Source organism: Vibrio zhanjiangensis (assembly GCF_030161235.1).
GTDB lineage: Bacteria > Pseudomonadota > Gammaproteobacteria > Enterobacterales > Vibrionaceae > Vibrio > Vibrio zhanjiangensis.
The window spans coordinates 1-25992 of the sequence record NZ_BSPW01000082.1; the positions used below are offsets into that span (position 1 = coordinate 1).

24 protein-coding genes are annotated in these 25992 nt (G+C 39.4%); 15 read left to right on the forward strand and 9 right to left on the reverse strand.

Annotation, left to right across the window (positions count from 1 at the left end; genetic code table 11):
* Positions 1-855: anthrax toxin-like adenylyl cyclase domain-containing protein (locus QQK21_RS17795; RefSeq protein WP_284193522.1), on the forward strand; the 855-nt coding region annotated here is incomplete at its 5' end.
* A gap of 137 nt (positions 856-992) precedes the next feature.
* Positions 993-1301, forward strand: a complete 309-nt coding sequence (locus QQK21_RS17800) for a S8/S53 family peptidase (protein ID WP_284193523.1) — start codon at positions 993-995, stop codon at positions 1299-1301.
* On the opposite strand, the gene QQK21_RS17805 is transcribed toward QQK21_RS17800, so the two are convergent.
* Positions 1298-2134, reverse strand: coding sequence for a LysR family transcriptional regulator (locus QQK21_RS17805; RefSeq protein WP_284193524.1), 837 nt, complete (start codon positions 2132-2134; stop codon positions 1298-1300). The genes QQK21_RS17800 and QQK21_RS17805 overlap by 4 nt on opposite strands.
* 129 nt (positions 2135-2263) lie before the next feature.
* On the opposite strand from QQK21_RS17805, the gene QQK21_RS17810 reads away from it, so the two are divergent.
* Entirely contained in the window at positions 2264-2911 is a 648-nt protein-coding gene (locus tag QQK21_RS17810; RefSeq protein ID WP_284193525.1) for a glutathione S-transferase family protein, read from the forward strand.
* Positions 2912-2926: 15 nt separating this feature from the next.
* Here the strand turns inward: QQK21_RS17810 and QQK21_RS17815 are convergent, their stop codons facing one another.
* From QQK21_RS17815 to QQK21_RS17825, 3 genes are read right to left on the reverse strand one after another with little or no spacing between them, the layout of a single operon-like run.
* On the reverse strand, positions 2927-4024 hold the full coding sequence (locus QQK21_RS17815; RefSeq protein WP_284193526.1) for an ABC transporter permease: 1098 nt from the start codon (positions 4022-4024) through the stop codon (positions 2927-2929).
* On the reverse strand, positions 4021-4947 hold the full coding sequence (locus QQK21_RS17820; protein WP_284193527.1) for an ABC transporter ATP-binding protein: 927 nt from the start codon (positions 4945-4947) through the stop codon (positions 4021-4023). Before QQK21_RS17820 ends, QQK21_RS17815 begins: the two co-directional genes overlap by 4 nt.
* Positions 4944-5900 carry an HlyD family secretion protein gene (locus tag QQK21_RS17825; protein ID WP_284193528.1) on the reverse strand — a complete coding sequence of 319 codons (957 nt, stop codon included), beginning with the start codon at positions 5898-5900 and terminating at the stop codon, positions 4944-4946. The genes QQK21_RS17820 and QQK21_RS17825 overlap by 4 nt, the downstream gene beginning before the upstream one ends.
* Before the next feature lie 668 nt (positions 5901-6568).
* Here QQK21_RS17825 and QQK21_RS17830 point away from each other — a divergent pair.
* The 9 genes from QQK21_RS17830 to QQK21_RS17870 all read left to right on the forward strand — a co-directional run bounded on the left by QQK21_RS17830 (position 6569) and on the right by QQK21_RS17870 (position 15737).
* The gene (locus QQK21_RS17830; RefSeq protein WP_284193529.1) at positions 6569-7657 is read left to right on the forward strand and encodes a phosphoribosyltransferase domain-containing protein; all 1089 of its coding nucleotides are present in this window, start codon (positions 6569-6571) and stop codon (positions 7655-7657) included.
* Positions 7654-8403: an HAD family hydrolase gene (locus tag QQK21_RS17835; RefSeq protein ID WP_284193530.1), complete on the forward strand. Its 750-nt coding sequence runs from the start codon at positions 7654-7656 to the stop codon at positions 8401-8403. Before QQK21_RS17830 ends, QQK21_RS17835 begins: the two co-directional genes overlap by 4 nt.
* Before the next feature lie 8 nt (positions 8404-8411).
* Positions 8412-9539 (forward strand): cysteine protease StiP family protein, encoded by a 1128-nt coding sequence (locus QQK21_RS17840; protein ID WP_284193531.1) that lies wholly within the window; start codon positions 8412-8414, stop codon positions 9537-9539.
* Positions 9536-10414, forward strand: a complete 879-nt coding sequence (locus QQK21_RS17845) for an HpcH/HpaI aldolase/citrate lyase family protein (protein WP_284193532.1) — start codon at positions 9536-9538, stop codon at positions 10412-10414. The genes QQK21_RS17840 and QQK21_RS17845 overlap by 4 nt, the downstream gene beginning before the upstream one ends.
* A 60-nt stretch (positions 10415-10474) precedes the next feature.
* Positions 10475-11581 carry a hypothetical protein gene (locus tag QQK21_RS17850; protein ID WP_284193533.1) on the forward strand — a complete coding sequence of 369 codons (1107 nt, stop codon included), beginning with the start codon at positions 10475-10477 and terminating at the stop codon, positions 11579-11581.
* On the forward strand, positions 11581-12831 hold the full coding sequence (locus QQK21_RS17855) for a toxic anion resistance protein (protein WP_284193534.1): 1251 nt from the start codon (positions 11581-11583) through the stop codon (positions 12829-12831). The genes QQK21_RS17850 and QQK21_RS17855 overlap by 1 nt, the downstream gene beginning before the upstream one ends.
* A gap of 3 nt (positions 12832-12834) precedes the next feature.
* Positions 12835-13401 (forward strand): TerD family protein, encoded by a 567-nt coding sequence (locus QQK21_RS17860; protein ID WP_284193535.1) that lies wholly within the window; start codon positions 12835-12837, stop codon positions 13399-13401.
* A 9-nt stretch (positions 13402-13410) separates the two neighbouring features.
* Positions 13411-13989 (forward strand): TerD family protein, encoded by a 579-nt coding sequence (locus QQK21_RS17865; protein WP_284193536.1) that lies wholly within the window; start codon positions 13411-13413, stop codon positions 13987-13989.
* Between the two features lie 677 nt (positions 13990-14666).
* Complete coding sequence (locus QQK21_RS17870; RefSeq protein ID WP_284193537.1) at positions 14667-15737, forward strand: hypothetical protein; 1071 nt, start codon at positions 14667-14669, stop codon at positions 15735-15737.
* A 214-nt stretch (positions 15738-15951) separates the two neighbouring features.
* On the opposite strand, the gene QQK21_RS17875 is transcribed toward QQK21_RS17870, so the two are convergent.
* The 3 genes from QQK21_RS17875 to QQK21_RS17885 are packed head-to-tail and all read right to left on the reverse strand — an operon-like array spanning position 15952 to position 18234.
* Positions 15952-16611, reverse strand: a complete 660-nt coding sequence (locus QQK21_RS17875) for a lysophospholipid acyltransferase family protein (protein WP_284193538.1) — start codon at positions 16609-16611, stop codon at positions 15952-15954.
* Between the two features lie 8 nt (positions 16612-16619).
* Positions 16620-17552 (reverse strand): phosphatidate cytidylyltransferase, encoded by a 933-nt coding sequence (locus QQK21_RS17880; protein ID WP_284193539.1) that lies wholly within the window; start codon positions 17550-17552, stop codon positions 16620-16622.
* On the reverse strand, positions 17545-18234 hold the full coding sequence (locus QQK21_RS17885) for a CDP-alcohol phosphatidyltransferase family protein (RefSeq protein ID WP_284193540.1): 690 nt from the start codon (positions 18232-18234) through the stop codon (positions 17545-17547). The genes QQK21_RS17880 and QQK21_RS17885 overlap by 8 nt, the downstream gene beginning before the upstream one ends.
* A gap of 272 nt (positions 18235-18506) precedes the next feature.
* Here QQK21_RS17885 and QQK21_RS17890 point away from each other — a divergent pair, with 272 nt between their 5' ends.
* Positions 18507-19172 (forward strand): type 2 periplasmic-binding domain-containing protein, encoded by a 666-nt coding sequence (locus tag QQK21_RS17890; RefSeq protein WP_284193541.1) that lies wholly within the window; start codon positions 18507-18509, stop codon positions 19170-19172.
* 66 nt (positions 19173-19238) lie between these two features.
* Here QQK21_RS17890 and QQK21_RS17895 read toward each other — a convergent pair whose 3' ends face one another.
* Positions 19239-20783, reverse strand: coding sequence for a metallophosphoesterase (locus QQK21_RS17895; RefSeq protein WP_284193542.1), 1545 nt, complete (start codon positions 20781-20783; stop codon positions 19239-19241).
* Positions 20784-21047: 264 nt separating this feature from the next.
* Between QQK21_RS17895 and QQK21_RS17900 the strand changes: the two genes are divergently transcribed.
* A complete protein-coding gene (locus QQK21_RS17900; RefSeq protein WP_284193543.1) occupies positions 21048-21743 on the forward strand; it encodes a substrate-binding periplasmic protein in 696 nt (231 codons plus the stop codon).
* A gap of 63 nt (positions 21744-21806) precedes the next feature.
* Here the strand turns inward: QQK21_RS17900 and QQK21_RS17905 are convergent, their stop codons facing one another.
* Complete coding sequence (locus QQK21_RS17905) at positions 21807-23417, reverse strand: ABC-F family ATP-binding cassette domain-containing protein (protein WP_284193544.1); 1611 nt, start codon at positions 23415-23417, stop codon at positions 21807-21809.
* Between the two features lie 349 nt (positions 23418-23766).
* Between QQK21_RS17905 and QQK21_RS17910 the strand changes: the two genes are divergently transcribed.
* Positions 23767-25983, forward strand: coding sequence for an EAL domain-containing protein (locus QQK21_RS17910; protein WP_284193545.1), 2217 nt, complete (start codon positions 23767-23769; stop codon positions 25981-25983).
* Positions 25984-25992: the final 9 nt, after the last annotated feature.

Sequence of the window (25992 nt, forward strand, 5' to 3'; positions counted from 1 at the left end):
CCTCATTTTACGGTGGAAACTTTACCACCTAATTTGGTGTCCGGGATCATTAAACCACTACAAACCAAACGTGATGCAGTAGCGGTGAACTTAAGCCTAAGTCGGGATCGTCTAAATTGGTTGGTAAGCAATCAAACTATTGTGGTGGAAAAAGTACAGGGTAAGGATGATATTCTTAAAATCACCTCTGCTGGGCTTGAATATAAGGCTGAGAAAAATGGTGATAAGTTTGAAATCTCGTGTAATGGGCAACCTCTAAAAGTGCTAGCTGACCCGAAAACTAATCAGCCGCTGACCGCAGACTATGATCTGATGTTTATTGCCCCAAAAGCTGAGCATCTTGATTTGGCTAAAGATGACAATCTCCCAGTGAAGCCCGTGCATTTTAGTGCTGTGTCTGAAGTCTATAAAAAGAGATACGAAGAGAAAGAACAAACAAAATTTACCCCTCAGCACTTTTTTGCCAAGGAAGATGAGACCAAAGGCAGTTTTGGCCAAGCAATTGGTAATGCTACACCAAGAATAGCCAGAATGATCGATACGTTAAATCTGGCAACGGTAGGGGAAAATGGTAATCCAGTGGTACATCATAATGCTGACTCAGGCAGTCCAGCCACCGATCCAGCCTCCAATTATCCTATTACTGTATTTATGCCAGAAAATATGGCAGGTTACGACGTCATCCACATAATAGAAAACGCAGACCAACTGGCTGAGTTTGTAAAGCAGGCAAAAACTCATGGCTTTTCAGTTCCTACTAACCCTAAATGGGAACGGAAAGTTTCTCACGCGAGGAGCGTGAGCTTCGAAGAAGCATCTGATAACCTCCGTAATTTTTTACAAAATAGAAAATAAGTACTGATTAGCCTTTTCCATTGGAAAGTCATTGATGACTGGTTCAAAAAAGTTGGGGGGAAAGGATGATACTGTGGGATGTGAGTAACTCGGACTGTAATCGAGTGGTTTAATGATCCAAGCCCCAATGGGTAATAATGAAAATTCCTGGCGATAACGCTCTGGCAACATCAAGAAGTCTGAGCCCACCCGCTGATACGGTATACACTTGGTCGACGGGCAATTTCGAGTCAGGCAGTTCTTTTGCTGCCCCGCAGTTAGCTGCGATAAGTGCATTATTATGGCAAGCTTATCTAGAGCATCATCCTCAACAAGCACTCGATGTCCCCAGCAAGGTAACCCAAGCGATCAAAAGCAATACGCGTCCATCTGAGTTAGGTTCATTGAATACCGGACTAGGATTGGTCGATGCTGATAAAGCATTAGAATATGTCTTAGGTCGCTAAGATACCAAAACTAGAGTTTGTAATTGTTCCAAGCATTGTTTGTCTAATAACGGGTGAGAATTGATGCCAGTAATAAAAACAATGTCAACAGTAGGTAAGGTTGGCATCTTATCAAGAATTTTAAGATCACTGGTGACACTGAGTGCCCCCATTGCGCCAATGGCTAACCCTTCTCGAACAATAGCTCGCTGAGCAGACGCTGTATTGGAGCAAGTCAGTAGCTGATAGGCTGTATTTTGTTTGGTTAAGCTGTTAATAGCTGAAGCATGATACTTACAGTCGGTATTAAACAAGGCAAGTGGGATTGGGCGAGAGTCATCGAGTATGAAATCTGGATGGCTTATCCAAACACCTCTATCGCTGGTAATCCAATACCCTTCTTCACTGTTTGGTGCACGAGTGACAATTGCGGCATCGAGCTCTCCTGCATCGAGCTTTTGTCTGAGGCTAACACTAGGTTCATTGACTATATGGACAGAACAAGTCGGTTCAGCCCTTTGCAGGATTTTAATCATCTTGGGCAGAAGGTTGTCATTATAATCTTCAGGACAGCCAAGACGTAAAGGCCTTTTATTTTCATAGCACTTAACTTGTTTTAGCGTGTGATTGTGTAAGTCGACTAGCTTTTCTGCATGAGAGCGCAGTGCTAATCCCGCTTCGCTCAAAACGAGATTTCGCCCCTCTTTCTCAAACAGTTTGACACAAAGGCCTTCTTCTAGCTTGCGCATTTGAGTACTGAACGCGGATTGGGTGCGGTTAATTTGTTTCGCAGCGCGGGTAAAGCTTCCTGTTTCGGCGAAGGCGAGAAAACTGCGCAGAGCATCGATATCCATACTAAGAACTTATTCATCATTTTTATTGAAGTATTCCATCAAAACTATCTGTTAGTCCCAAAGGAAGCAATCAGATATTGTGATTTCGCAACTTAATTAATTCTCAATAATTACGATATGGAGTCACCAATGCAACTATTTATTGGTAATCAAAACTATTCCACTTGGTCCCTTCGTGCGTGGCTTATCTTTGCTCAATTCGACTTGGATGTGGAAGTCATCAAGTTGAAGTTATGTAGCGATGAATTTTATAAGACGTTGGCGGATATTACGCCAACTGCCCAAGTGCCGACTTTGGTAAACGATGACGTCACAGTATGGGATTCACTGGCGATATTGGAATATGTTAATGAAACTTTCTTAAATGGGCGGGCATGGCCCAGCGATCTTGTTGAAAGAGCGAAAGCACGTGCCCTTGCTTGTGAGATGCACTCGGGTTTTTTAGACCTCCGAAATGAGCTACCAATGAATATTCGTGCAAGAAGAAAAGTAACACTTAGCCAAGGTGCGTTAATGGATGTAGCTAGAATTGATGCAATTTGGTCCGAGCAAGAAGAACGTTATCCTGGGGAGTGGTTGTTTGGGGAATGGTCTATTGCAGACGCGATGTATGCTCCAGTGGCTCTGCGCTGCCTCACTTATGGGATTGAATTATCTGAGCGCGCCCGGGCCTATCAACAAAAAGTATTAGCCAGTGAGTCATTGCGCCAATGGCTACAAGAAGCAAGTCTGGAAAACGATATTGTGGCAAAAGATGAGGCAGGTGAAGTTGTATAGAGCAAGGATTATGTTCTAGTCGAGATTCTTTTTGAATCTTGCTGAGGCAACAATGAGCCCCAATATTGTAAAGCTTGCTAGCCATAAGGTATCTCGCCATAATTCGATGAGATCAGCTCCGCGCAGTACGACTCCCCGAATTAAGCGCATAAAGTGGGTTGCAGGTAGTGCTTCTGCAATCCATTGCGCTGCGATTGGCATCCCTTCGTAAGGAAACATGAATCCCGAAAGCAAAATCGAAGGCAGTAACACAAAGACGGTCATTTGCATGGCTTGGAGTTGGGTTGTGGCTATGGTCGAAATCACTAGGCCAAGTGTGAGACTTGCCGAGATAAACAGTAAGGTGCCTAATAAGATTTGACTCAATGCACCATTGATTGGTACGTCGAAAATAAAGTGCCCAAGTCCGAGAATGATGACAATCTGAATCAGGCCAACAAAGATATAGGGAACAATTTTTCCGATCATCAGCTCAATGGAATGAATAGGGGTGGTAATCAAAAGCTCAAGATTACCGCGTTCCCTTTCGCGTACGATAGCGGCGCTGGTAAATAAGATCATCGTCATGGTGAGTATCACGCCAAGTAGACCAGGTACAATATTTACTGCAGAGCGCCTGCTTGGGTTATAGAGTAGGGTAACTTCAAAAGTATTGCGGCTTTGAGGCAGAATCTCAAAATCAAAATCAGTCAGTGGCATCGATTTGAGCCCTAGGATAGCGGAGCTTATCATGGTATCTGAACCATCAACGATCCACTGCCCTAATTCTCGTTGCTGTACCATTCTATGAGTCAGATCTTTGGGTAAGATCAAGGCGGCACGCACTTCGCCAGCTTCAATAGCGCGTTCTGCCTGCTTGGCTGTCTCAAAATAGCGCTTAACATCAACGACCTGTGTAACTTTTACCGATTCGGTAATCATACGACCAGCCGCATTGTTACTCTGATCGACAACCGCAATCGGGATGTTGCGAATATCGGTGTTGATGGCATAGCCAAAAAGAAGCAGCTGAATAAGGGGGATCATTACCACCATGCCAAAGGTTATTTTGTCGCGTGAGAGTTGGCGCACCTCTTTAAAAATAATCGCCTTAATACGATGTATTGCTTTCATTGGCGACCTTCTCCAGTAACTGAAACAAACACATCTTCTAGACTGGGTCGGGCAATGGTAAGTTCAGCCTTGGCTAGAGTCGGGAGCTGTTGAAGCAGCCATTCAATCGGCGTATTCACTTGTTTACTAATTAAGACTCTTAGCCTTATTCCTAATTGGGCAGCCGAGCGTACACATGGTTGGGTTAACAGTTGTTCTTTGAGCTCTCTAAGGTTTTCAGCCTTGATTTCAATGACTGAAACCCCCATTTGTTCCATGAGTTTTTCTGGTTCGCCATCAGCACGGATTTCACCCGCTTCCATAATAGCTAAGCGGTGGCAGCGCTCAGCTTCGTCCATATAATGAGTACTGACTAGGATGCTCGTGCCTTGCTCTGAGAGATCAAACAGCTTTTCCCAAAAGTCACGACGGTTTTCCGGATCGACAGCTGAAGTAGGCTCATCCAAAAAGAGTAAATCAGGTTTATGCATCGTCGCCGCAGCAAGTGATAAGCGTTGCTTTTGCCCGCCACTCATGCCGCCTACACGCTGAATACGGCGTTGGTCAAGCCCGTAAGTGACCAATTGTTCGCTAATGCGTAACTTTAAATCTTTATTGTTTATGCCATAGATTTGGCCGATAAAGTGCAAGTTTTCCTCTACGGTCAAATCATCATAGAGCGAGAACTTTTGCGTCATGTAACCAATTTTAAGTCGCAGTAGGTCAGACTGTTTAGGAATGTCTAATCCCAGCACGTCTATTTGACCGGAAGTTGGACTCAGCAAACCTGTCAGAACTCTTATTGTTGTTGATTTACCGCAGCCGTTTGGCCCGAGAAATCCATAGATTGTGCCTTTTTGTACCTTAAGAGAGATGTTATTAATCGCAGTGAAATCACCAAACTTGCGCACAATATTACTCGCTGTAATCACATGCTCTGTCATTGCGCTACCTCCGGCATCACTACTTGAGCAGGAATGCCGGAAGGCAGAGCTTGTGCACTCGCTTCCAAATCAACTTCGGCAAGATACATTAGCCTTGAGCGCTCACTTTCAGTGAGTGCGTAATAAGGAGTAAAAGAAGCTTCGCTGGATACCCATCTAACCGTACCTTGAAAGGGCTCCTGTATGCCATCCACCATGACGTCGACCTTTACATTTGGCACCATGCTGATCCTGTGAGAGGCTGGGACATAGACTCGCGCATAGGGCACATTGTTCGCTTGAACCACAGCAACAATGCTGTTTGTTGGTACCCGTTCACCCAAGTTGTAGGGTAAGTTGTCGAGAATACCATCTCGCGTCGCAACAATAGTCAGTTCGTCAAGCTTTTGCTGTTGTAAGACAACATCGGCTTTTGCTGCTTCAAGCTGAGCTTTTGCCTGTTCGATATCTTCGGAACGTGAGCCTGCCGTTAGCTTACTGAATTCTTCTTGAGAAGAATTGAGCTCTGCCTTGGCCGAATCTCGCGTTGCAATGGCGCTGTCTTTTTCAGATTGGCTGATTAACTTTTTTGCCACCAGTTCAGCGTTGCGGCGGTAGTTTTTTTCTGCCTCAACAAGCTGAGCTTTCGCCAATTGGACCTTAGCGAGTGCTGCAGCAATATCTTCTGGTCTTTCACCATTGGTGAGTTTGAGTAAATAAGCTTGCGCTTTGGCTTGTTCGGCGATTGCGTGAGCTAATATCGCTTGCTGGTTTTTGCTATCGAGCTTAACCAGAATATCGCCTTCGGCAACTCGGCTTCCTTCTCTAATTGGCAATTGACGAATAATTTCGTTAGCAGTCGCGGTAAAAGTGATGCGGTCACGTTCGAGTGTTCCTAATGCAAGGTTACTCGGTGCTGGAGTACAGCCAATTAAGCAAATTAGGACTAAGAGTCCATAGATGAAAGCTTGCATACAGCCCTCTAACTGTCCGAAAAAGAAACGAAAGTAAGAATGAGTATGCGGCAAAATCAGTCAAGGTAGTAGCGAGATCGGGAGAAATTGCTTGTGGACATCACAAGTTTAGATACAGTCTCAAGCTTTTAATGGTCGTTAGAAAGTGCGGTGATTTATCGAGTGTTAAACTGCAAAATTGCGAACCTAACCATGTAGGCTAAAAAGCAAATATTGGCTTTGAAAAATTTTGTTGTGTTTCGGTAGAATAATAGTTGGACTTGATATGAGTTATCCCGAAAGTAACTGCTTAAAATAATAGCCTCAGATTCTAAGCTGTATCAGCACTTACTATAAAGCGCTGTGACTAGCTGTAGTAGTATTTAAAAATGGTGTGAATTGATTAGAACGTTGCACATATATAATTGACCAATAATATGTCATTTTTACTAAACAAATAAACTAAATGTCTAGGCAAAATGACTATTATCATATTTAGCTATGTGCCCTTGGAATACTTTATCTTATAATATTCTTTTTAATTACAAGAGCATTTTTCGAAATAGTAACCGCTGGGTATATGGACCATTAGTATTCGTTTTTTGTAAAGGAGTACATCATCTTATCTATCTAAGCCAAATCAGCAAGCTTAAAAAAGTGCTATTTCTTTTATTACTTTAGATGACAAAATGAAAAGACAACGTATCGAAATTGAGAATGGCACTTTAGATATTGGAGTGATAAGAGAGAGGATGTCTCTCCATAATCTGCTGGGGTTCGCTTCAAGGGAAAATCCTAAAAGAGGTTTTTTGTTTGTATCGAAAGTGCTAGGCAAACATATCCCCGTTACACCCAGTGTAATGAGGATGACTTATGATTTACTAGCTTCTCAAATTGAAAACGATGCTAGTACATTTGTCGTTGGTATGGCAGAGACTGCTGTTGGTCTTGGAGCAGGCTTTGCTGATAGTCTCGCTAAAGCGCAAAATAAAAAAGTCTATTACCAACACACGACACGGTACAAGTGTAATCGTCAGATCTGGTTCACATTGGATGAGTCGCATAGCCATGCGGTTGATCATATTTGCTATCTGCCAGAATCGGAACTGTTGAATTACATTGTTAATTGCGAACGTTTGATTCTCGTTGATGATGAGATTTCAACTGGTCGTACTTTGAAGTTACTTGGAGACCAAATTATAGCCAAAATGAAGCATGTCAAAGAGGTGATCATCGTTTCATTAGTGAATTGGCTAGACGAAGAAAAGCGCACTCACTATAAACAATGGCAAATTCCGGTCCAGTACGTATCTCTTCTTGACGGAACATTTGAGTTTCAAGCTAGGTCTGACCTAAATATAGCGCTACCCAAAAACGTTGATAAGGATCTTACCAATAAACCTTATCGAGATGATTTAGGGCGTTTTGCTATTGAGATGCCGTTCAATGGCCAGGTACCTTTATTAGATATTACTCAACCAAGAACAGTTATAGGAGACGGTGAACACCTGTATTTGCCTTTTTTAGCTGCGGAATCTGCAGAGAAACGTGGGGGAAATATAGTTTTTCAATCTACAACCCGTTCTCCAATTATGCTGGGAAACGAAATTAACACCAAAGAATCTTTTCGAATTGACCTCAGAGACATAGAGCACTACATCTATAATTTGCAAGATAGCCAGAGACTGCCAGTCGTTTTTTTAGAAGATGAACCATCAAGAACAGAGCATCAATTAGCTAAACGTTTTCCAGTATCAGAGGGTGAAAAACTCCAATGAAAACGCTCCTTTTTACTGATATAGACGACTGCTTTGTAGCCACAAAGAAAAAATTTTTGGACAATGAAAACATCATTATTGCATCTATAGACATCAATGGTAATCCTCGATCTTACATGTCAGATAAGCAGAAAGCTTTGCTAGAAATATTTGTTAAAGCTGATACTACAATTATTCCGGTCACAGGGCGTAGCTACGATGCGTTGCATCGAATACAAGTAGTCTCGCTCTTGAGGTCTTGGAAAATTGTCTCACATGGCGCTTTGATTGTTGAACCTTCAGGGAAAAAGTGCCGAGCATGGCTTGATTATCTTGATGGTGAATTTCCATTAAAAGAGTGGGCTGATAAATTGAGACTGGTTAATGAGTCAATAAATAAATGCATTAAATCAAACAAATTTGAAGCAATTAGCTATATCCTATATGAGGATGATCTTGCTTGTTATATCTGTATAAAGTGTAAGGAAGGTATTTGCTCACAGCCAATATTTGAATCAATAACATCAGAATTATCCATTCTTTTAGATGGAATGAAAATACATGTTAATGGACGAAATATGGCACTGCTACCTCCTTATACACAAAAGAAGTTAGCTGTGAAATTTTTGGAAAAAAATCTGACTAAAAATAATAGCTATCTAACTTTTACTATGGGAGATAGTTTGTCGGATATTCCATTTATGAAACTTGCTGATTTTTCGTTGATGCCAACAAAAAGTCAGATAGCAGATTCCCTTAATTGGTAGTTGATACTATGAATTCATCACTTACTCCTATTTTAGGTAGTTATGAAAAAAATGACTGTAAATTCTTATTACAGGAAACAAAATGCGAATTTATATCAATTGAGGAGAAGGAAAAGCTGATTCAATCAGGAAAGCGTCACTATTCTGAACTTCTAAATAAAGAATTAGAGCCTTCGGATGACTACTTGAATCTATTTTTCCATTTCACTGAAAAGTATAAAAGTAAGTTAGCACAGCATGTTTTTATTTTGGCTGAAAAAATTAATCACTACCAAGAAGGGCAGATAACACTCGTTTCTCTTGCTAGAGCTGGGACCCCGATAGGTGTTTTAGTAAAAAAGGCTTTGGAATACTTTTTCAATAGAAATGTAGTTCATTACAGTATTAGTATCATCAGAGATAGAGGTATAGATACAGTAGCACTTGATTATTTAATTAAAATGAAAAGCTATACCCCAGAATCTATAGTATTTATAGATGGTTGGACTGCCAAAGGAGTAATAACTAATGAACTCAAAAATTCAATTTTAACCTACAACCAAGAAAATGGAGTATATATAAAGCCATTATTATATGTGATTAGTGATACGGGAGGTGTTGCCGACTATTTTGCGTCACAAGAAGATTATCCTATACCATCATCTATGCTAAATTCTACGGTATCAGGGTTAGTATCGAGAACTTTATGGCAAGAACCGGAAAGTCAGCAGTTTCATGGTTGCTATATAAATAGACATCTAAAGGATTTTGACTATTCACAATGGTTTATTGTACAAATTGCAAGTTGTTTTGAAGATAAAGAAATTATTATTGGCTCCAAAAAAGATAATTATAATATCGATGCAATCTACGCAAGGAAAAGCCGGCAGAAAACAATGGAAGAATTTATATCCAGCATGATAAAAAAATATGTTATTGATGATATAAATCATATAAAGCCAGGCATTGCTGAATCAACGAGAGTTATACTAAGGCGTGTGCCTTCGTTGCTTATTGTTCGCTCAATAGAGTGCGAAAAAGTTAAACATTTACTAATGCTTGCGAAAGAAAAAAAGGTGAAGGTAGAAGTTGATTCATCACTCCTATTTGAAGCCTGTGCTTTGATCAAGTCTGTAAGTATTGAGGGTTTAGAATGAATACCTCCAGTTATTTTTCTCTGGGAGCAACCTTATATACACCTTGCAATCACAGAAATCTTAGAATGATTCTTCAAAAGGGACTCGGCTCAAAAAGTATGGTTTTTTGTACCGAAGATGCTGTTCTTGAGCGAGAACTGAGTCATTCACTAGGTAATTTGAGATATTCAATTTTGAACTTGGATATGTCTCGTTCAAAATTTAAAAGGTTTATTAGACCTAGAAATCCCAAAGTTCTAGCTGAAATACTTAGTTACGAAGGGATAGAAAAAATTGATGGCTTTGTTCTCCCAAAGTATGACCTAAGAAATAGTGATGAATACAGAAATGTTTTAAAGCGAAGTACCAAAAATTTTGAACTGATGCCTACTTTGGAGTCAATTGATGTAATGAACGCTACAAAATTGCCCAATATTAGAGATAGTCTAAAGGAATTGAAAGGAAACATAATTTGTCTTCGTATAGGTGGGAATGATTTATTTAATATTCTAGGAATAAAGCGTATGCCTTGCCAAACAATATATGAGACTCCTCTTCGTAGTATAATAGAAAACCTAATCATTGCTTTCAGGCCTTATGGATATGAACTATCTGCTCCTGTATTTGACATGCTTCATGATAAAGACACATTAACTAGAGAACTTAATATGGACGTAAACTATGGTTTGTTTGGCAAAACAGCTATTCATCCTGATCAAGTTAAGCACATAGAAAGTTTTTTCAGGGACTACTCAAGTAATAATATTAAACAGGCTGAAATGGTTTTAGAGGATATTTCACCTGCTGTATTCCAAGTCAATGGACAGATGATGGAAGTCTCGTGTCATAGCAATTGGGCGAGGCGAACTAAACACTTGGCTAATTCATTTCGTTAATGATTGATTTAATATTTAGTGACCGTTTTTAGTAGGTTAAAATTACTAGAGGCAAAGTGCATGATAAAGAAATTTTATAGTGAACAATCAAATTTACAAAGCAAAACTGCTTTAACTGAGACTGATAAAGGTAGTAGATCTGTGATAAAGCAATTTGGTCATGTGCAACCGACAAAAAAATTGCTATCTGAATCTGAAAGTCGGCAGGATAAACAGTCAAATAATATTGATAACTCAGTGACAAAAAAAATGCCATCTGTGTTATTTAGCAAAAAAATTAGCACTATGCAGACGGATTTAGTGACTGTTGATGAGTCTATTAAAAGTAAAATAGATGAGGTTTGCGCAAGAGAGTTTAAAGATCTAGCTTTGATAAATAGTGATTATTTTATTATCACTAACCATTATGAATCTATAAGGTTTCACGACCCATCTTTCCAAATTGAGTTTGGTAGTGATGAGTCGAAGAGATTTCAGGAACTGCAAGGATTTTTATCTGATTACGCTAAGCTCAGTAAGGTCGATAGAATTTTAGATCTAGGAAAAATTATAATTAAAATTGCAAAAAGTATTGATATAGATATTTTTAATCCGAGGAAAATAGGCACAAAATTATCAAAGATTCTTGGTACAAGGAATGCTCAAGTCAGAAGAATTAAACACGAATTTGATAATGCAAGTGATGGTATTGACTTACGAATAAACCGAGTATTTGATAATCTTTCTGAAATGAAATCCAACCTTGAAAAATTTCAGGCATGGAATCGTGACTTGCAAAGCTTAAATAAAAATCTCCAGTTTAAAATGATCGCGCTGAGACTAAAAATCAATGATGAAGAATCATTGAGTTTAGCAAATAATAATGATTCACCGAATATTTTCCATAGAAGTGACAACGAGTCAACTAAACGATGGGAAAGAAAAATGCAAACATTATTCTCTCTTAATCAATCTATTAATTTGACATTCCCCCAAATTGATTTGTATTCATCAAATTTAATTTCTAGTTTCGAACGATTTGAAAAAATTAAGGTCGATATTATTCAAGTATGGAAACAGCAATTTCTAACGGTGATTGCAGTTGATGAGTCAAATGACTCTATGCTGTACTTTGAGTTAAATGATATACAAGATCAATTGATTAGGAATATAGAGGAGCTAAGATAATGGTATTTAAACCAAGAACTTTTAAACCAAGGACAGCACCTTCAATTAGCGTAGGAAACAACTCCAATATTGCTGAGCACCCAAATTCGATTGGTCAGATGTCTGTTGTTGAAAATACAGAAATTAATTCCCCAGCAATAATTGAAGGGCAAGTGACTGGTAGTATAGACAGTGCTGTAAAACAAGCTATCGAGAGATATAAAAGTGATTTGAAGGAAGCAGATATAAGCCATCAAGAAGTGTTTCAACGTGTGGTTATGCAGCTAAACCAGATCGATGCCTATTCAGCCCGTGGCATTGCCACATTAGGTCATGAGTCTGCGGAGAAGATTGCTCAGTATTCTGACTCAATGCTTAAGCAAGTTCGAACTAAGGATTTGGAGGAAATGGGGGATAACCTAAACCAAGTTGTTGGCTTAGCTAAAGGTGTTGATTTAAGTGGGTTAGTAGGAAAAGACAGCTTTTTTGGAAAGATAGTCGCTAAGTTTAAGTATTCCAAGGAAGCCATCCTTGCACAATTTAACTCTGTAAGTACACAGCTTGATCGTGTAGTAAAAGAAATAGACTCTCAGCAAAAACGTCTTCAGGAACGCTCTATCCAGCTTGAAACAGTGTTCACTCAAAATATTATCCAGTATAAGGCGTTAACTGAAGCAATAGTATATGGTGAATCAAGACGTTTGCTAATTAATGATAAAGTTGAGCTGCTTTCGATGGAGCTTGAAGTTGAAAACTCTCCTTTAAAAGTTCAACAATTAGATGATTTAAAATCCTTTTGCGATCGTCTTGAAAAACGTATCCACGATTTAAAATCATTGCAAATGCTTGCTTTGCAAACTGCTCCGATGATTAGGATGGTGCAAACAAATAATATTACGCTTGTTGAAAAGTTTGACAATATAAAAACACTGACTATTCCTTCATGGAAGAAGCAGTTTACGCTTGCAATTTCAATGTTAGAACAAAGAAAGTCACTTGAATTAGCAGGAAAAATTGATAACGCAACGAATGATTTAATTAAGAAAAATGCTGATTTACTAAGACAAAATACTCTTCAATCAGCTAGAGAAAACCAGCGATCCGTAGTTGACATAGAGACTTTAGAATATGTGCAAAACTCATTGATTTCAACATTACAAGATGTAGTTTCTATCGAGCAAGAGGGTGCTCGAAATCGACAAATCGCTGATGAAAAAATGGTGAATATGAAAAACGAACGTTCTCAATTCCTAAAAGGCAATAAGGAGTAGTATATGGCAATTAACTTAGAAAAGGGTAGCGCAATTAATTTGACTAAAACTGAACCTTCATTGAAAAAATTAAGGCTTGGTTTAGGTTGGGATCTGCTATCTTCTGAACCACCTATCGACATTGATTGCTGTGTATTTATTTGTAAATATGATGCACAAGAACAGCCAAAGTTACTATCGGATCAGCATTTTGTATTCTATAACAACCTCAAATGTCCTCAAGGCGCTGTTGAGCATCTAGGAGATAATCGTACCGGTGCCGGAGATGGTGATGATGAAACCATCACTATTGATCTACAAACCATTGAACCCAACGCTCAAGAACTATCATTTTTTGTGACAATTCATAATGATAGTCGGGGATTCTCCCATGTAAATACGAGTTATATCAAAATGTACAATGAATTAACAGGTAACTTGATTGCAGAATATAAATTAGGTCAAGAGTTTGCTAACGAATCTGCTGTTCAAGTCGGCTCACTTATCAAAAATGGTAGTGAATGGGAATTTCATGCAGTTGGAGCAGGATATCAATTGGGTCTTGGTGATATTGTTGCTGGATACCAATAAGGGATATTTATGTCTATAAACTTATCAAAGAATTCGACAATTTCTCTTACTAAAGAAGTAGAGAAACTATCAAAAATAACGGTCGGTTTGGGGTGGGATGTAGCACAGCCCAAAAAAGGCTTCTTATCATTCTTGCTTGGTACTGGTAGTATTGATTTAGATGCTTCTTGCCTACTCATTGATGAAAACCACACTGTGCTGGATTCAGTATGGTTTGGTAAATTGAAATCAAAATGTAAGTCCGTTAAGCATAAAGGTGATAATTTAACTGGTCAAGGTGATGGGGATGATGAACAGATCTGCATAGACCTTCACAGACTCGATAGGTCAGTCAAGCATATTGCAATTACGGTAAATAGTTTTAGAGGACAAACATTTGACAGAGTTGATAATGCATTTTGTCGAGTCTTGGACCAATCGTCTCGAGAAATCTGTCGTTTTACGTTGAATGAGCAAGGGAGTCATACTGGAATTTTCATTGGTTTGCTGAGCCGAGAAAATCAAGAATGGAAGTTCACTACTAAGGGTGTGAAAGCCAATGGAAATGATGTGAAAAGTATCGCTAGTACAGTTATCCAACATATATGAAACTTCGTTAATTGAGGGGAAGGTTCCCCTCATATTACAACTATTTTCTTGTTATAAATGTATATATTATTGTAGATAAAACTATCTATACATTCTTTACCAAACTTAAATATTATAAAATTGGCACTGTATACGATGAAACTCTATGATAAAGCGACATTAAAAAGTATCCCTTGTTTAATTAAAATTAATAAAATTGAAGAACCTAATAACACATTGCTTATACTTATTAAATTCATCGGTATAATGGTATTTCTTATAGGTTTATATACCCTATTTGCCGGTCCTGAAATAATTTATTATGACAGAGCTTTGGGGTCCAATTTTTTCAATATGTTCAAATATATCCGGGACCGATAACTACAGTAGGTGTTTTTATTTTTAAGGTTAGTAAATACCTAATAGATGAAAGAACTAATAACCACTTAAATAATGTAGAAGAAAATCTGAATGGACACGTCGACATATTAGATGATGAAATTCCTGAAGGCTATCAAATTTGTATAGAAGCTACAGAAGACGAAACTGTTTATAAGTGTTTTCTCCAGCTAAAATCAGAGTCTGTAAGCGAAGAGTCAAATGGTGAAATAGATAAGTCTATTAAGAAATTTGTTTAGAGTATATTGATTTATTTTGATGTTACTGGCGTAGTCTAATATATAATAGAGGCAGTTTAAATGAATAAAGACGTTTTTTATCGTAACTTTCTTAGTCGTTTGCTTATTGAACAAAACTACTCACTATTAATTGATGCTAATCGATCCTCATCTCAAATCCCGAATCAAGAATATTGGCAAGAAAAGTTAGAAAATAGTAGTGACGAGACATTTGAGCAAGAAGCTTTGGAATATATTGGAGCTTGTCAAAAGCATCTTGAAAGCCTACCAATTTTTGGTGGGCCTTATGAAGATGATGTGGTTTATCAGGCAGGAGAAGTAGCTTGGGAGCCGGATAAAATAGTCATACCCTCTTTGCTGGTACTAAAAAACTATGCGTCCAGAGTTTTGGTTAAAGCAACTCCAATAAGTTCGCATGTATTGTTGTTGACCGAAACGCACCAATGTCATCCTGACCGAGAATGGCTGACTAAATTATGCGATGATGTGCGCCGAGAGGTTTTAGCAGCTTACGAACTTGAAAAGAGCCAACTTCATTCTGTCGTGGTAACAACGGTAATAGTTGGTTCATCAGATGTTAATTTGTACCGATTGGCAAAAAAAAATTCAAATAGGGTGAGTTTAAACAGAAATTTTCTGCGCTATATTTATGTAGACATAGATAAAGAAAAAACGTGGTCGCCGACTTTTATTCATACTCTGGCAGAAAGACGTATGATAAAGGCTATTTTTTCATCAGGGGAGAAAAGTACTGAATCTTTGTTTGCTGATTTTATATCGCAAGACTTTAGTTGGAAGAGAGTGGTGTTTTCAGGGGTAGCTGCTTTTGCGTTCACCTTGCTCGTAAACGTTTTCATTGCTCGATTTGACTTAAGCTTGCTTTTCACGCTGAGCCATGCTTTGGTGCCTATGATAGTTTTCTCCACGGTTTTTGGTTCTATGAGGAATAAAACTAGAGTTTATAAACAAGTTATTTATGGAGCAGTAATTAATTTAGTCCTAATGACGGGGCTCTACTTTTTGATCACATTTCCATCTGATGGAGGGGAATGGCTTGGCCTCGTTAAACTGATCACAATTACAACTGTGCCTAGCTTGCTTGCGGGTCGAATAATAGAAATAACGAGTTGAGCGTTTATCTGTTTAAGAATAAATGTTAGCAACTTTAGTTAGCTAGATGTTGAACACACAATCAAGGCATCTAGATAAGTGAATGGTTAGCTTAGGAAATTTTATATCCCAGTTTTGGATTGATATTACTCTTCTCGATGATGGTTCAAATGTCTCAAAATATAATGGTTTTACCCAGTAACTTCCATTTTGAAAGTTACTAGGGGCCATTATGCTAAATCGTACCTGATTTATCGTCAATAGTGCTAACAATACAATACTTGTTCAGCTCTTTGTACTGGGACTGCATTTTTTCTATGAAATCATCTGCATCAGTATAATGTTCGAGTGCAGAACCAATTACAACATCACAGTTAAATGGAACCAGTCTTGCTGTACCTTTAGGAAGGGCGTGGCCAAGCCCACGCATCATAACGGGTAGTACTGGACACTCTCGATGCTCTTTGGCTAGGTGATAGAGTCCTTTCTTTAAACCACTCATTACCTCCGGTGCACCACGGCTACCTTCGGGAAATATAAGCAGTATATCCCCATTGTTTAACGCTTGATGGCACGCATTGAACATCGTACTACGCTCTGACGGTAAGGGAGAGCGCTTGATAGGGATGATACCGAAAATATTTATGGATAACCAACTGGTTAGTCGTGTTTTGAAAAAGTAATCAGCGGCGGCTACGGGACGGATTTTGTGGACCATGTTTATGGGGAATAAGGCTAGTAAAACCATAGTATCTAGGTGACTGTTATGGTTAGCTGCAAGGATTGCAGGCCCTTTTCTAGGTAAATTTTGCCTATTAATGATATTTAGTCCCAGTGCAACAAAAACTAGCGGTTTAACAATGAGAATGATAAATAGAGGTTTAAGCAATTTCAAACTTCACCTTAGTAATACAAATAGTAAATGTAGTGAAAAAATAAAGGGGCAGTAAACATCAAACTGTCAATGCGATCTAATATCCCCCCATGTCCAGGGATCAATTGGCTGGTATCTTTTAACTTTAGATCACGTTTAACCGATGAAATCACTAAGTCACCAATAAATCCGCTGAAGGCAATAATTGCTCCTGCTACCAAACCTTGACTTGGGGTGAGTGGAGTTAGATAGGGGGCCGCAAAATAGCTAGATACCATTATAGTCGTGGCACCACCAATGAAACCTTGCCAAGTTTTATTTGGGCTTACCTTCGGTACTATCTTATTCTTGCCAAAACTTTTACCCCAAATGTATTGACATACATCATTGAACTGAGTGAAAACAAGAAGGAATAAAAGCATACCAATAGAACCTGCACCTAGTTTTTTACTGGGTAATACGAGTAAGTAAGCCATATGACTCAGGCAAAAAACAGTTAGCATTAGCGCCCAATGAATGACTCCAGCAGAGCGAATAAACCCTTTAGTTTCGCCAATTATCACAGCGACCATTGGCAGGTATAAAAACATATAAACAGGTATAAAAATGATGTACAAACCATACCAGCCAAGAGATATCCAGTAATACTGAATTGGTATAGAGAGATAGGCCCAAAAAATAACTCGACGATCAGCGAGACGTGTAGGGACTATTGAAAGAAATTCTTTTAGAGCTAGGAAGCTAAGGAAACCAAAAAACACCAGTCCGTATTTTTGTGGCAAATAGAGAACTACAAATACGGTACCGATCATCCACCACCAAGATCGAATGCGCAGCTTTAGCTCACAATAATCTTTGTCTGTGTTATGGCTAGATATAATCAAATAAATAAAGGTACTTATTATTAAAAAAACTAACACTCCGGCCATCAAGTATAGAGAGTGACTTGGAATACTAGCCATGGTACCCCTCAGTTAGTGAGTCTGATTGTTGGGATTTTACTCGGTAAATTGTTTTTAAACGTCTCCAATTGGTGAGTAATGTACCAGCAATAATAGTGGCAAGTGCTACGTCCATGGTGTAGATAAAGTATTCGGTCCATAGAGAGAAAGACTGACTAACAAGCAGGATGAGAGACGTTATAGTGAGTAAAGCCATTCTATGTTGTTTGGCCATTGGGCCCTCGAAATTTGCAGGGCATCCCATACTAACGCCTAATACACGCACATAGGCTGTAAGTATCGAGAGTAAAGCGGCAACCCAAGCGAGAGTCATAGCAAAAGGGCAAACAGCTATAAGCCCTGCAGCAAGAATAAATATTGGGTCTGCAATTCTATCTGGGACATCATTGAATAGTTCACCTACCGGAGTTAGTTTACCTCCTTCTATGGCAACCATACCATCAAACAAGTTGCAAATTAGTCTCATTTGAATAGCAATAAGCAGAAATAGCAGCCAAAAAGGAGAAGGATAAAAGTGATAAATGACGGCTACTAAATAGCCCAACGCAGCAAATACGATGCTCATTAATGAGATCTGATTTGGAGAAATATTTTTTTTAGAAAGCCACTTAGCAATTCTTTTAGTAATCCTAAAGTTTCGGATGCTTAAGGGACGACGGTTAGTATCGTTTTGATGTTTCATATTTCGAAATATCAGATATTTAGGTATTTGATACTATACTCATACCTTAGCCGTTTGTATAGAAAATCATTGTTGTATACGGCAGTGTATAATATTTACTGAAGGTTGAGTCTCGATTGTTGATATCATTGCAACTTGGTACATTATCTTATCAAACTTCCCTCGTAGTGCCGAATATCTTAAATTCACCACTTTTTGGTCTATGTTTTATTCGGCTTTTTAGCCATATCTGTCTATAGTATATTGGATTAGAATGAGGTGCTTTGTGAAAAATGAAAACGAAGATTCTGGGGTTTTTTATTTGTTTGGTTTTGATGCCATATGCAACATGGGTACAAGCTAGTGATCTGGTTAAAGTTGCTATGGGAGATATATACAAAGGCTTAACATTAGAGCGTGATCTAAAAATAATATATCAGGCGGCGGGTATTGATGTTGAGTTTATCTATTTACCCAATGAGCGCGCCATTCAATCTGCTGTATCCGGCAAGTATGATGCGCTTGATCTGCGTATCGATGCACTTGATAAACAAGAAACACTGATACGAATTGATACGCCTTTAGCTGTGGCTGATATTTATTTGTTTTCTATTAACAATGATTTTTATCAGAGCTTAAATGATATCAAAGATAAAACGCTGGTCTCGATTTTGGGAGCACGTTATTCAGACATCGCGACGGTGTACAAAAAGCGCCATCTAGTCAAATCGGAAAATCAAGCGGCATTAATGCTCACTACAGACCGAGCAGATCTATGGTTAGCACCCTATAGAAGTTACCTGAAAGTAAAAGATGAATTTCCTATCATTAAAGTTGCTAGTCCATCGGTTTACAAACAGTATTTGTATCACTATGTTCATGTATCAAAGTCGCACCTTGTTGCCCCACTTGAAAAGTCTATAAAAGAGTTCAACCAAGCAAGATCGTTTGATCAATAGATTCGTCGTATTGCCCCAAGCGATATGCTTGAGGCGTTATTGGGGTTTAAGTTGATGGATTTTTAGTTATTCAAAATCATTGTGCATTGGTATCGGTGAGCGAAATGATATTGAATTTGCTGGATAACGTCGATGACTTACTCCCCAAAGCTGTGTATCACCTGAGTGAGCGCTATAAAGATTCACATCACGGCTTTCTCTGTATCCGTCGACTTGCAGGTTAGGATAGCCTTCAGGTTTAATGCGTCTCATCCAATCTTGCTCACGGTTCAATTTACTATATTGCCAACGCATATTGGGGTCATTGGCATCGCATTTCGCCAGTTTGATTGAGCCACCACTGTAATTGGTGCCATGCCACCAGCAGTAGTTCCAATCCATTTTTGAATGAATCTGCTGAGTTTGTGCAGACCAAAACCAATTTTGTCTCGGATCTGACATGTTACAACTTACCTGAACCAGTGGGTTGCCAAAAGATGGATTACCATCGTATCCGATACAGCGGTTTGTTCCATTTCTTGTTTGAATCGTATAGTAGTGCACATCTTTATAAGAGAATGCTTCACCATTAAAACTGCTATTTTTGCTGGCGTAATTTGGCTGTTCAACGGCAGCGGCATTAGGATACCAGATTTCGTCAGTTTTAAGATCTAAAGTGATTTTTCCTTTATAATTCTCAATACCATCATTGTGCTTAAGTTCAACTTCAAGCCATGGACTACCGCTTCTTAATTTGATGTCAGTATATTGACCAACAGGTTTTTGATCATTTCTTATGGTTGGAGCAACCACTTGAGGTATTTTTCGACCGTTAGGCAAAGTAATATATTTCCTGCCTCCCCAACTGTGAGTATGCCCAGTTAACAAAAGTACGACATTATATTCTTGAATAAGATTTAAGAAGCGTTGTCTATCTGGTTCTTTCCAGTCTCCGTGGTTTGCAGGCATATGAAACATGAGAACAACAGGTTTATTACTATCGCCTACATTTATATCTAAATCATTTTGTAGAAAATCAAGTTGGTTATAATTCTTCACATCGCCAAATACTGTTGGACGATCGGAGGAGAACACGCCCGTACCTAACGAGACAAAATGGATACCATTGACATTCCAAGAATATAGCCCACCATTTCGTCGATAGTTTAGGCGAGGGCGCTCTCTATCTCGGTCAATGAACTTTACAATGTCGCCAGGTGCAGAGGCACCGCCTGTGGTTTCATCATGATTACCAATGGTCTCATAGGCTTTATTTGTAACACCATAGTACTTGATGATGTCCTTCCAAAACCCAAACTCCCAGCCAGTAATACTTTTGTCATGTGCCGTTTGGGTCATGTCACCACCGACGAGTAAGCCAAATATTGGGTGGGGCGTATTTTGACTGTAGGTGAGCTCTCCAATTATTCCAGCGAGTTTATTAAGGGTAGGATCATTGATATCTGAACGCTTGGTGTAAAATTGTGGGTCTGCAGTAAATAAGAAACGTGTTTCGGAGTTTGATGCTCTTTGTGCAATATCCATTTGTTCAGTCGCGTATGAATAAGAACTGTTACTCAAATATGAACAAATTAAAATGCCTAAAAAGTTGGAAATTGTTTTTATTTTCATAGTCTGTCCTTGTTGTTAAAACTTTAATTATCATAGTTAATAACAACATGAATATTCGTGATAATAACTGACAGCATGATTTATAATTTAATTTAAATTGAAAAAATAATCCTATCAATTATAAGTTGCGAAATGCATAGATGATGTGAATTGTTCTTTATCTTTATTTTATATGTTATTTTCGATATTTATCCATAAATTAAATGCTTTTAATTTATAGCGCTATAATAGTAGATGATGGTATAGCTAGCGCAGGATATTTTCATGAAAGCTCTAAGCGTTTTGTTAAGCATACTGCTGGTGGTTAACTTGGCCTCTGCAAAAGAGACTGATGTTATCAATATTGCGATTGGAGAAAGTTATCAGGGCGATTCAAAGATCACGAAATATGGAATGACAGTCGAAGGCATCATTACAGCGATTTATGAGAATGCTGGCATTCCATACAAAGTAACCTACTTGCCTGATGAGCGAGCAATACAGTCACTGATTACTGGTCAATATGATGCTTTAGACTTAAGAATCAATCAACTTGCTAAAGAGCCTGAGTTGGTTAGAGTTAACGTCCCGCTAGAGGAGATAAAAGTGCATTTATATGCAAAAGACGGGCGTTATTACCAGAGTTTGAGTGATGCTAAGGACAAGATCATTGTTTCAATGCACGGGACTCGATACATTGAAGTGTTGAAGGAATACAAACGTCTTCACCGTGTGCATTCGGTCGACCAAGCGGCTTTAATGCTAATGGCTGGTAGGGCTGATGTTTGGCTGGCTCCTTTACAGAGTTATGCTTTTCTTTCAACAACATTTCCCGATATAAAAATTGCCAGCCCCCCAGTGTATATTGAGCCTCTGTACCATTACCTCCATATTTCCAAATCACATCTTGTTAAGCCCTTAGAGGCGTCAGCAAAGGAGTTTGTTCGCCTTCATTCGACACCTTCAGAAAAGCCGGAGTGATGCTTGTGATATGACGTCAACAACTTAAATGATATTCATGCTTCTTCAAGAGCATATGAATTCTTAATCTTTATCGTGAGGAGTAGTCAAGGTAAGGCCTTGATGATCCATACAATAACTTTGTTGCACGCCAGAATGATGGGCAAAGGCACAATCATGTGTCACTAACAAGAATCCACCTTGATAATCGTTTAATGCGTTTGCCAGTATCGCTTTTGAATCTATGTCTAAATGGTTGTCAGGTTCATCGAGTAGCAGAAAAGGTTGCTTGGGATGATGACTGACGATCAACATAGCAAGTTTGATTTTTTCACCGCCACTCAATGATTCAGCATATTTGAATACGTCATCCCCTCTAAAACCCATACCAGCTAATACTGTTCGTGCGCTACATTCACTATTTCCATTTACATGCAAGCAGAAGTTATCTAAAACGGATCGTGTTTGATCAATGATGGTTAAGTGTTGATCTAAATAACAAAAGCGACTCGTTGTGGATACGTCTCCTTGAGACAAAGACAGTTTGCCTGATAGCGTCTGCAAAAGAGTGGATTTACCGCACCCATTTGGGCCTTGGAGATGAATCTTGTCTTTTGAAAAAAGTTGTAGGTTCAGTTGTGCTTTAGTGCCAAAGGCGAGTTGGCCATCGAGGTACAACACTCTAGTATTTGATGTTTGCTGGCAGCTAGATACATTGAATGTTTGGCTTTTCCACCTATCTTGCTGTGTTGTCAGTTGCCGCTCTCGACACTGTAACTGTGTTTTTTTGATTTGAGAGAGTTTGCTACGATTTGATAAGCTGTTCTCGGCACTTTCTTTCATTTTGTTAAGTAACATTTTGCCTTGGCTGCCCCGTCGACGTAGCTTATTACTCTTGGCTGCTCGTTGTTGTGCTTTCTCAATATTTCGCTGAGTTTGAGCATCAAGCTGCTTTTTTTGTCGGTTAATATTAACCAATTTCTTGTCGATGGATTGTTGCTCAATGTATTTTTGTGACTCATAGAAATCATAATTTCCACCAAAAACCTGCAATCCTGTCGTAGATAGCTGCCATATTTCTTCGACTTGGTTAAGCAGTTCTCTATCGTGACTAATGAGCAGTATGGCACCTGAGAATACGTTCATTGACTCTATAAGCCATTGTTTAGCAGTATTGTCTAAATGGTTCGATGGCTCGTCGAGGATAAGTAACTCTGCGCTTTGCCTAAAGCGTTTCCAAAGGGCCAAACGAGTAAATTGTCCTCCACTTAATTCATTGCATAGGAATGAAGGCTCAGGAGGAAGACCAAGGTTGGCAAGATCTTGCTTCAATTGGGATTCTAGTTCCCAGTCTTGATCTATTATTTCAAACCACTTTTCTAAACAACTTCCCATTTGAACATGTTTGAGTGCGTTCAATATATGATGCTTTTCCAGATATTCGGCGATGGTTAGGCCGTGTTCTAGTTCAGTTAATCGCTCTTGTGTGAAGATAGAAAAGTTTGAGGGTGCCGATACCTTTCCGCTGGAAGGGCTTATCTCTCCGGAAAGAATGGCAGAGAGAATGGACTTTCCAATGCCGTTACGTCCGATAAGACCAATTCTATGCTTGTCCATAGTACATGAAATGTTGCTGAACAGAGTATCGCCGTTGGCGAATGTATAACCAATATTGTGTGCGTCAAAAATGGCCATAAATAGCTTCCTGTAGAACAGGAACAGTGCACATAGCGACATATATTGATGTTTGTTGTTTGAACGCCAGCTGACTGACAGATGCAGTCAGTAAAACCGTCATAAACAAAAGGAGGTGTATATATGAGCTACGCCTACTAATTCCTGTAGATCCAATGATGATGTGAAATGGATAACAGGCTTAGTTGTTCATTGGCGTCACGCTCCGGTATAAATGATGTATGGATTCTAGCCCTGTACGCGGTAAATGGTCAAGAGATGGCAGTTACATTATTGTCAATGTTACGCAACTGTTCGGAACTAGGACTAAACTCATATTTCAGAAGTATGAAATTGGTATGAGGAAGCGATGGGCGAGCAGGGCAACGATTCTGATGAGTTACTGCCTATCATTGAAGATGTGTCTGAAGCGCAAGCACAAACAACACATACTCGATGTTGGCGGTTACTGGTAGTAGATGATGATGAAGAAGTGCATCATGCGACTCAATTAGCACTGAAAGATCTTATCGTTGAGGAACGTCCTCTGGAGCTTCTTCACGCGTATTCTGCGCAGCAAGCAAAATCTATCCTTTGCGAAGAAAGTGATATTGGTGTCATTTTACTCGATGTGGTGATGGAAACGGATCAGGCGGGACTTGAACTGGTAGAAGTGATACGTGAAGAGCTAAATTTGAACGCTTTGCGCATCATCTTGCGTACAGGGCAGCCAGGCTATGCACCTGAAATGGAAACGATACAGCGCTACGATATTAACGACTATCGCACCAAGCCTGAATTGACTCGCATTCGTCTGTTTACAATTTTAACCAGTGCCGTACGCGCTTATAACCAAATACGTAGTCAGCAGCTGATGCGCCAAGGGTTGGAGAAGGTTGTTCAAGCGAGCACAGAGCTTGCTCATTTCTACGGAATGCAAATGTTTGCTGAGGGAGCGGTCAAGCAGATTAGTGCGATTATGCAAATTGAACCGGATGGTTTGATCTGTGCTCAAGAAAGTCAAGATGAACAGACGGTCAGTCCCGTGATTATTGCCGCATCAGGTCGATACAGTGGGTTTGTCCAAAATTCTTTGGATTCTCTCGAGTCAGAACACATTAGAAATTCAATCACTCAATGCTTGGACACAAAAAAGAGTTTGCTAGAACACGGGGTAACGCTCTATTTTTCAACTGAACGAGGAAGAGGAATTGCAGCTTATGTTGACGTTAGAAGGCCACTTGAAAGCGTAGACAAGCACTTACTCGAAGTGTTTTGTGCTAACCTGTCGGTTGGTTTTGATAATGTTATTCTGTACAACCGACTTGAAGAGCAAGCATTCAAAGATCCGCTGCTTGATATACCCAACCTAAATAGCTTGCGCAGATACCAATATACAGGAGTGTCTGGTGACGACTTTGCGCGTTTCGCACTCATCGATATTGATGATTTCTCGTCGTTTAATGATAGCTTTGGTCATTCAGCTGGTGATAGCCTCCTCGTGAGCGTATCTAAACGCCTACAAGAAAAGTTTCCGTATTGCTTTTTAGCCCGTGTAGGGAGTGATGTATTTGCGTTGCTTGGCTCGCATCGAGATATTGTGAGCGACCAGATCTTAGCGTTGTTTGAATCGACTTTTAGCGTTGACGAACAGCCGTTTATGGTCACGGCAAGTGTAGGTTTAGTTGATCTTATCGAACAAGATTTTGATTCATCTGAACACTACAACGACGCCCAAGTTGCACTAAAACAGGCCAAGTTGTACCGCAGAGGCGGTGCGATGACTTTCTCAACCGACATGGGGCAAGATGCCCGCGACCGTATGTATTTACTCGCAGAGTTGAAACAAGCACTCAATGACAACGCTTTGTTTATGACTTTTCAAGCCAAATACAAACTGTCGACGATGAAGTTGTCGGGAGTAGAGGCTTTATTACGTTGGAGGAATAAAGAAGGAGTACTCGTTCCTCCCGATCAATTTATTCCGTTAGCTGAACAGTCAGGATTGATGGTCAGCATTGGTGCTTTTGTTATTGAGCATTGCTGTATGCAGTTTCAAATGTTAAAGCAAGCTGGGTATGCAAGTTTAACAATGGCGATCAATGTCTCTCCGAGACAATTGGAGCAACCAGGCTTTATTAAACAGCTGAGTCAGGCGATGGAGCGTTACAAGATTGATCCTAATACCATCGAGCTGGAAATCACAGAGACGGTTGCAGCGAAGAATATTTCTGAACTGTGTAAGGTGTTGAATAAGGTACGCGAGCTTGGTTGCCAGATAGCGATAGACGATTTTGGTACGGGTTTCTCCTCACTCAGTGTACTGCACAAACTGCCTGTAACACGTTTAAAAATTGATCGTACCTTTGTCGATGGAATGCTGCAAGATGACAGTATTGCCAAGATGATAGTCAATTTAGGTCAAACCTTAGGCATGGAGGTGACCGCCGAAGGCATAGAAACGAAAGAACAGCTTGAAAAGTTAAAAGCATTTGGTTGTGAGGAAGGGCAAGGGTGGTTGTTTGCCAAAGCCATGATCATGGAAGACTTGCTCAACTTTGCTCAAAGTGATGGCAAGACAAAATAACCATTGGGT

Excerpts from the sequence above, each read along its gene's own strand:
- QQK21_RS17800 (WP_284193523.1), top strand. The coding sequence starts at position 993 with ATGAAAATTCCTGGCGATAACGCTCTGGCAACATCAAGAAGTCTGAGC.
- QQK21_RS17815 (WP_284193526.1), bottom strand. The coding sequence starts at position 4,024 with ATGAAAGCAATACATCGTATTAAGGCGATTATTTTTAAAGAGGTGCGC.
- QQK21_RS17885 (WP_284193540.1), bottom strand. The coding sequence starts at position 18,234 with ATGAAACATCAAAACGATACTAACCGTCGTCCCTTAAGCATCCGAAAC.
- QQK21_RS17850 (WP_284193533.1), top strand. The coding sequence starts at position 10,475 with ATGATAAAGAAATTTTATAGTGAACAATCAAATTTACAAAGCAAAACT.
- QQK21_RS17910 (WP_284193545.1), top strand. The coding sequence starts at position 23,767 with ATGGGCGAGCAGGGCAACGATTCTGATGAGTTACTGCCTATCATTGAA.
- QQK21_RS17805 (WP_284193524.1), bottom strand. The coding sequence starts at position 2,134 with ATGGATATCGATGCTCTGCGCAGTTTTCTCGCCTTCGCCGAAACAGGA.
- QQK21_RS17820 (WP_284193527.1), bottom strand. The coding sequence starts at position 4,947 with ATGACAGAGCATGTGATTACAGCGAGTAATATTGTGCGCAAGTTTGGT.
- QQK21_RS17895 (WP_284193542.1), bottom strand. The coding sequence starts at position 20,783 with ATGAAAATAAAAACAATTTCCAACTTTTTAGGCATTTTAATTTGTTCA.
- QQK21_RS17810 (WP_284193525.1), top strand. The coding sequence starts at position 2,264 with ATGCAACTATTTATTGGTAATCAAAACTATTCCACTTGGTCCCTTCGT.
- QQK21_RS17860 (WP_284193535.1), top strand. The coding sequence starts at position 12,835 with ATGGCAATTAACTTAGAAAAGGGTAGCGCAATTAATTTGACTAAAACT.
- QQK21_RS17900 (WP_284193543.1), top strand. The coding sequence starts at position 21,048 with ATGAAAGCTCTAAGCGTTTTGTTAAGCATACTGCTGGTGGTTAACTTG.
- QQK21_RS17890 (WP_284193541.1), top strand. The coding sequence starts at position 18,507 with ATGAAAACGAAGATTCTGGGGTTTTTTATTTGTTTGGTTTTGATGCCA.
- QQK21_RS17905 (WP_284193544.1), bottom strand. The coding sequence starts at position 23,417 with ATGGCCATTTTTGACGCACACAATATTGGTTATACATTCGCCAACGGC.
- QQK21_RS17830 (WP_284193529.1), top strand. The coding sequence starts at position 6,569 with ATGAAAAGACAACGTATCGAAATTGAGAATGGCACTTTAGATATTGGA.
- QQK21_RS17835 (WP_284193530.1), top strand. The coding sequence starts at position 7,654 with ATGAAAACGCTCCTTTTTACTGATATAGACGACTGCTTTGTAGCCACA.
- QQK21_RS17870 (WP_284193537.1), top strand. The coding sequence starts at position 14,667 with ATGAATAAAGACGTTTTTTATCGTAACTTTCTTAGTCGTTTGCTTATT.
- QQK21_RS17865 (WP_284193536.1), top strand. The coding sequence starts at position 13,411 with ATGTCTATAAACTTATCAAAGAATTCGACAATTTCTCTTACTAAAGAA.
- QQK21_RS17855 (WP_284193534.1), top strand. The coding sequence starts at position 11,581 with ATGGTATTTAAACCAAGAACTTTTAAACCAAGGACAGCACCTTCAATT.
- QQK21_RS17845 (WP_284193532.1), top strand. The coding sequence starts at position 9,536 with ATGAATACCTCCAGTTATTTTTCTCTGGGAGCAACCTTATATACACCT.
- QQK21_RS17840 (WP_284193531.1), top strand. The coding sequence starts at position 8,412 with ATGAATTCATCACTTACTCCTATTTTAGGTAGTTATGAAAAAAATGAC.
- QQK21_RS17825 (WP_284193528.1), bottom strand. The coding sequence starts at position 5,900 with ATGCAAGCTTTCATCTATGGACTCTTAGTCCTAATTTGCTTAATTGGC.
- QQK21_RS17880 (WP_284193539.1), bottom strand. The coding sequence starts at position 17,552 with ATGGCTAGTATTCCAAGTCACTCTCTATACTTGATGGCCGGAGTGTTA.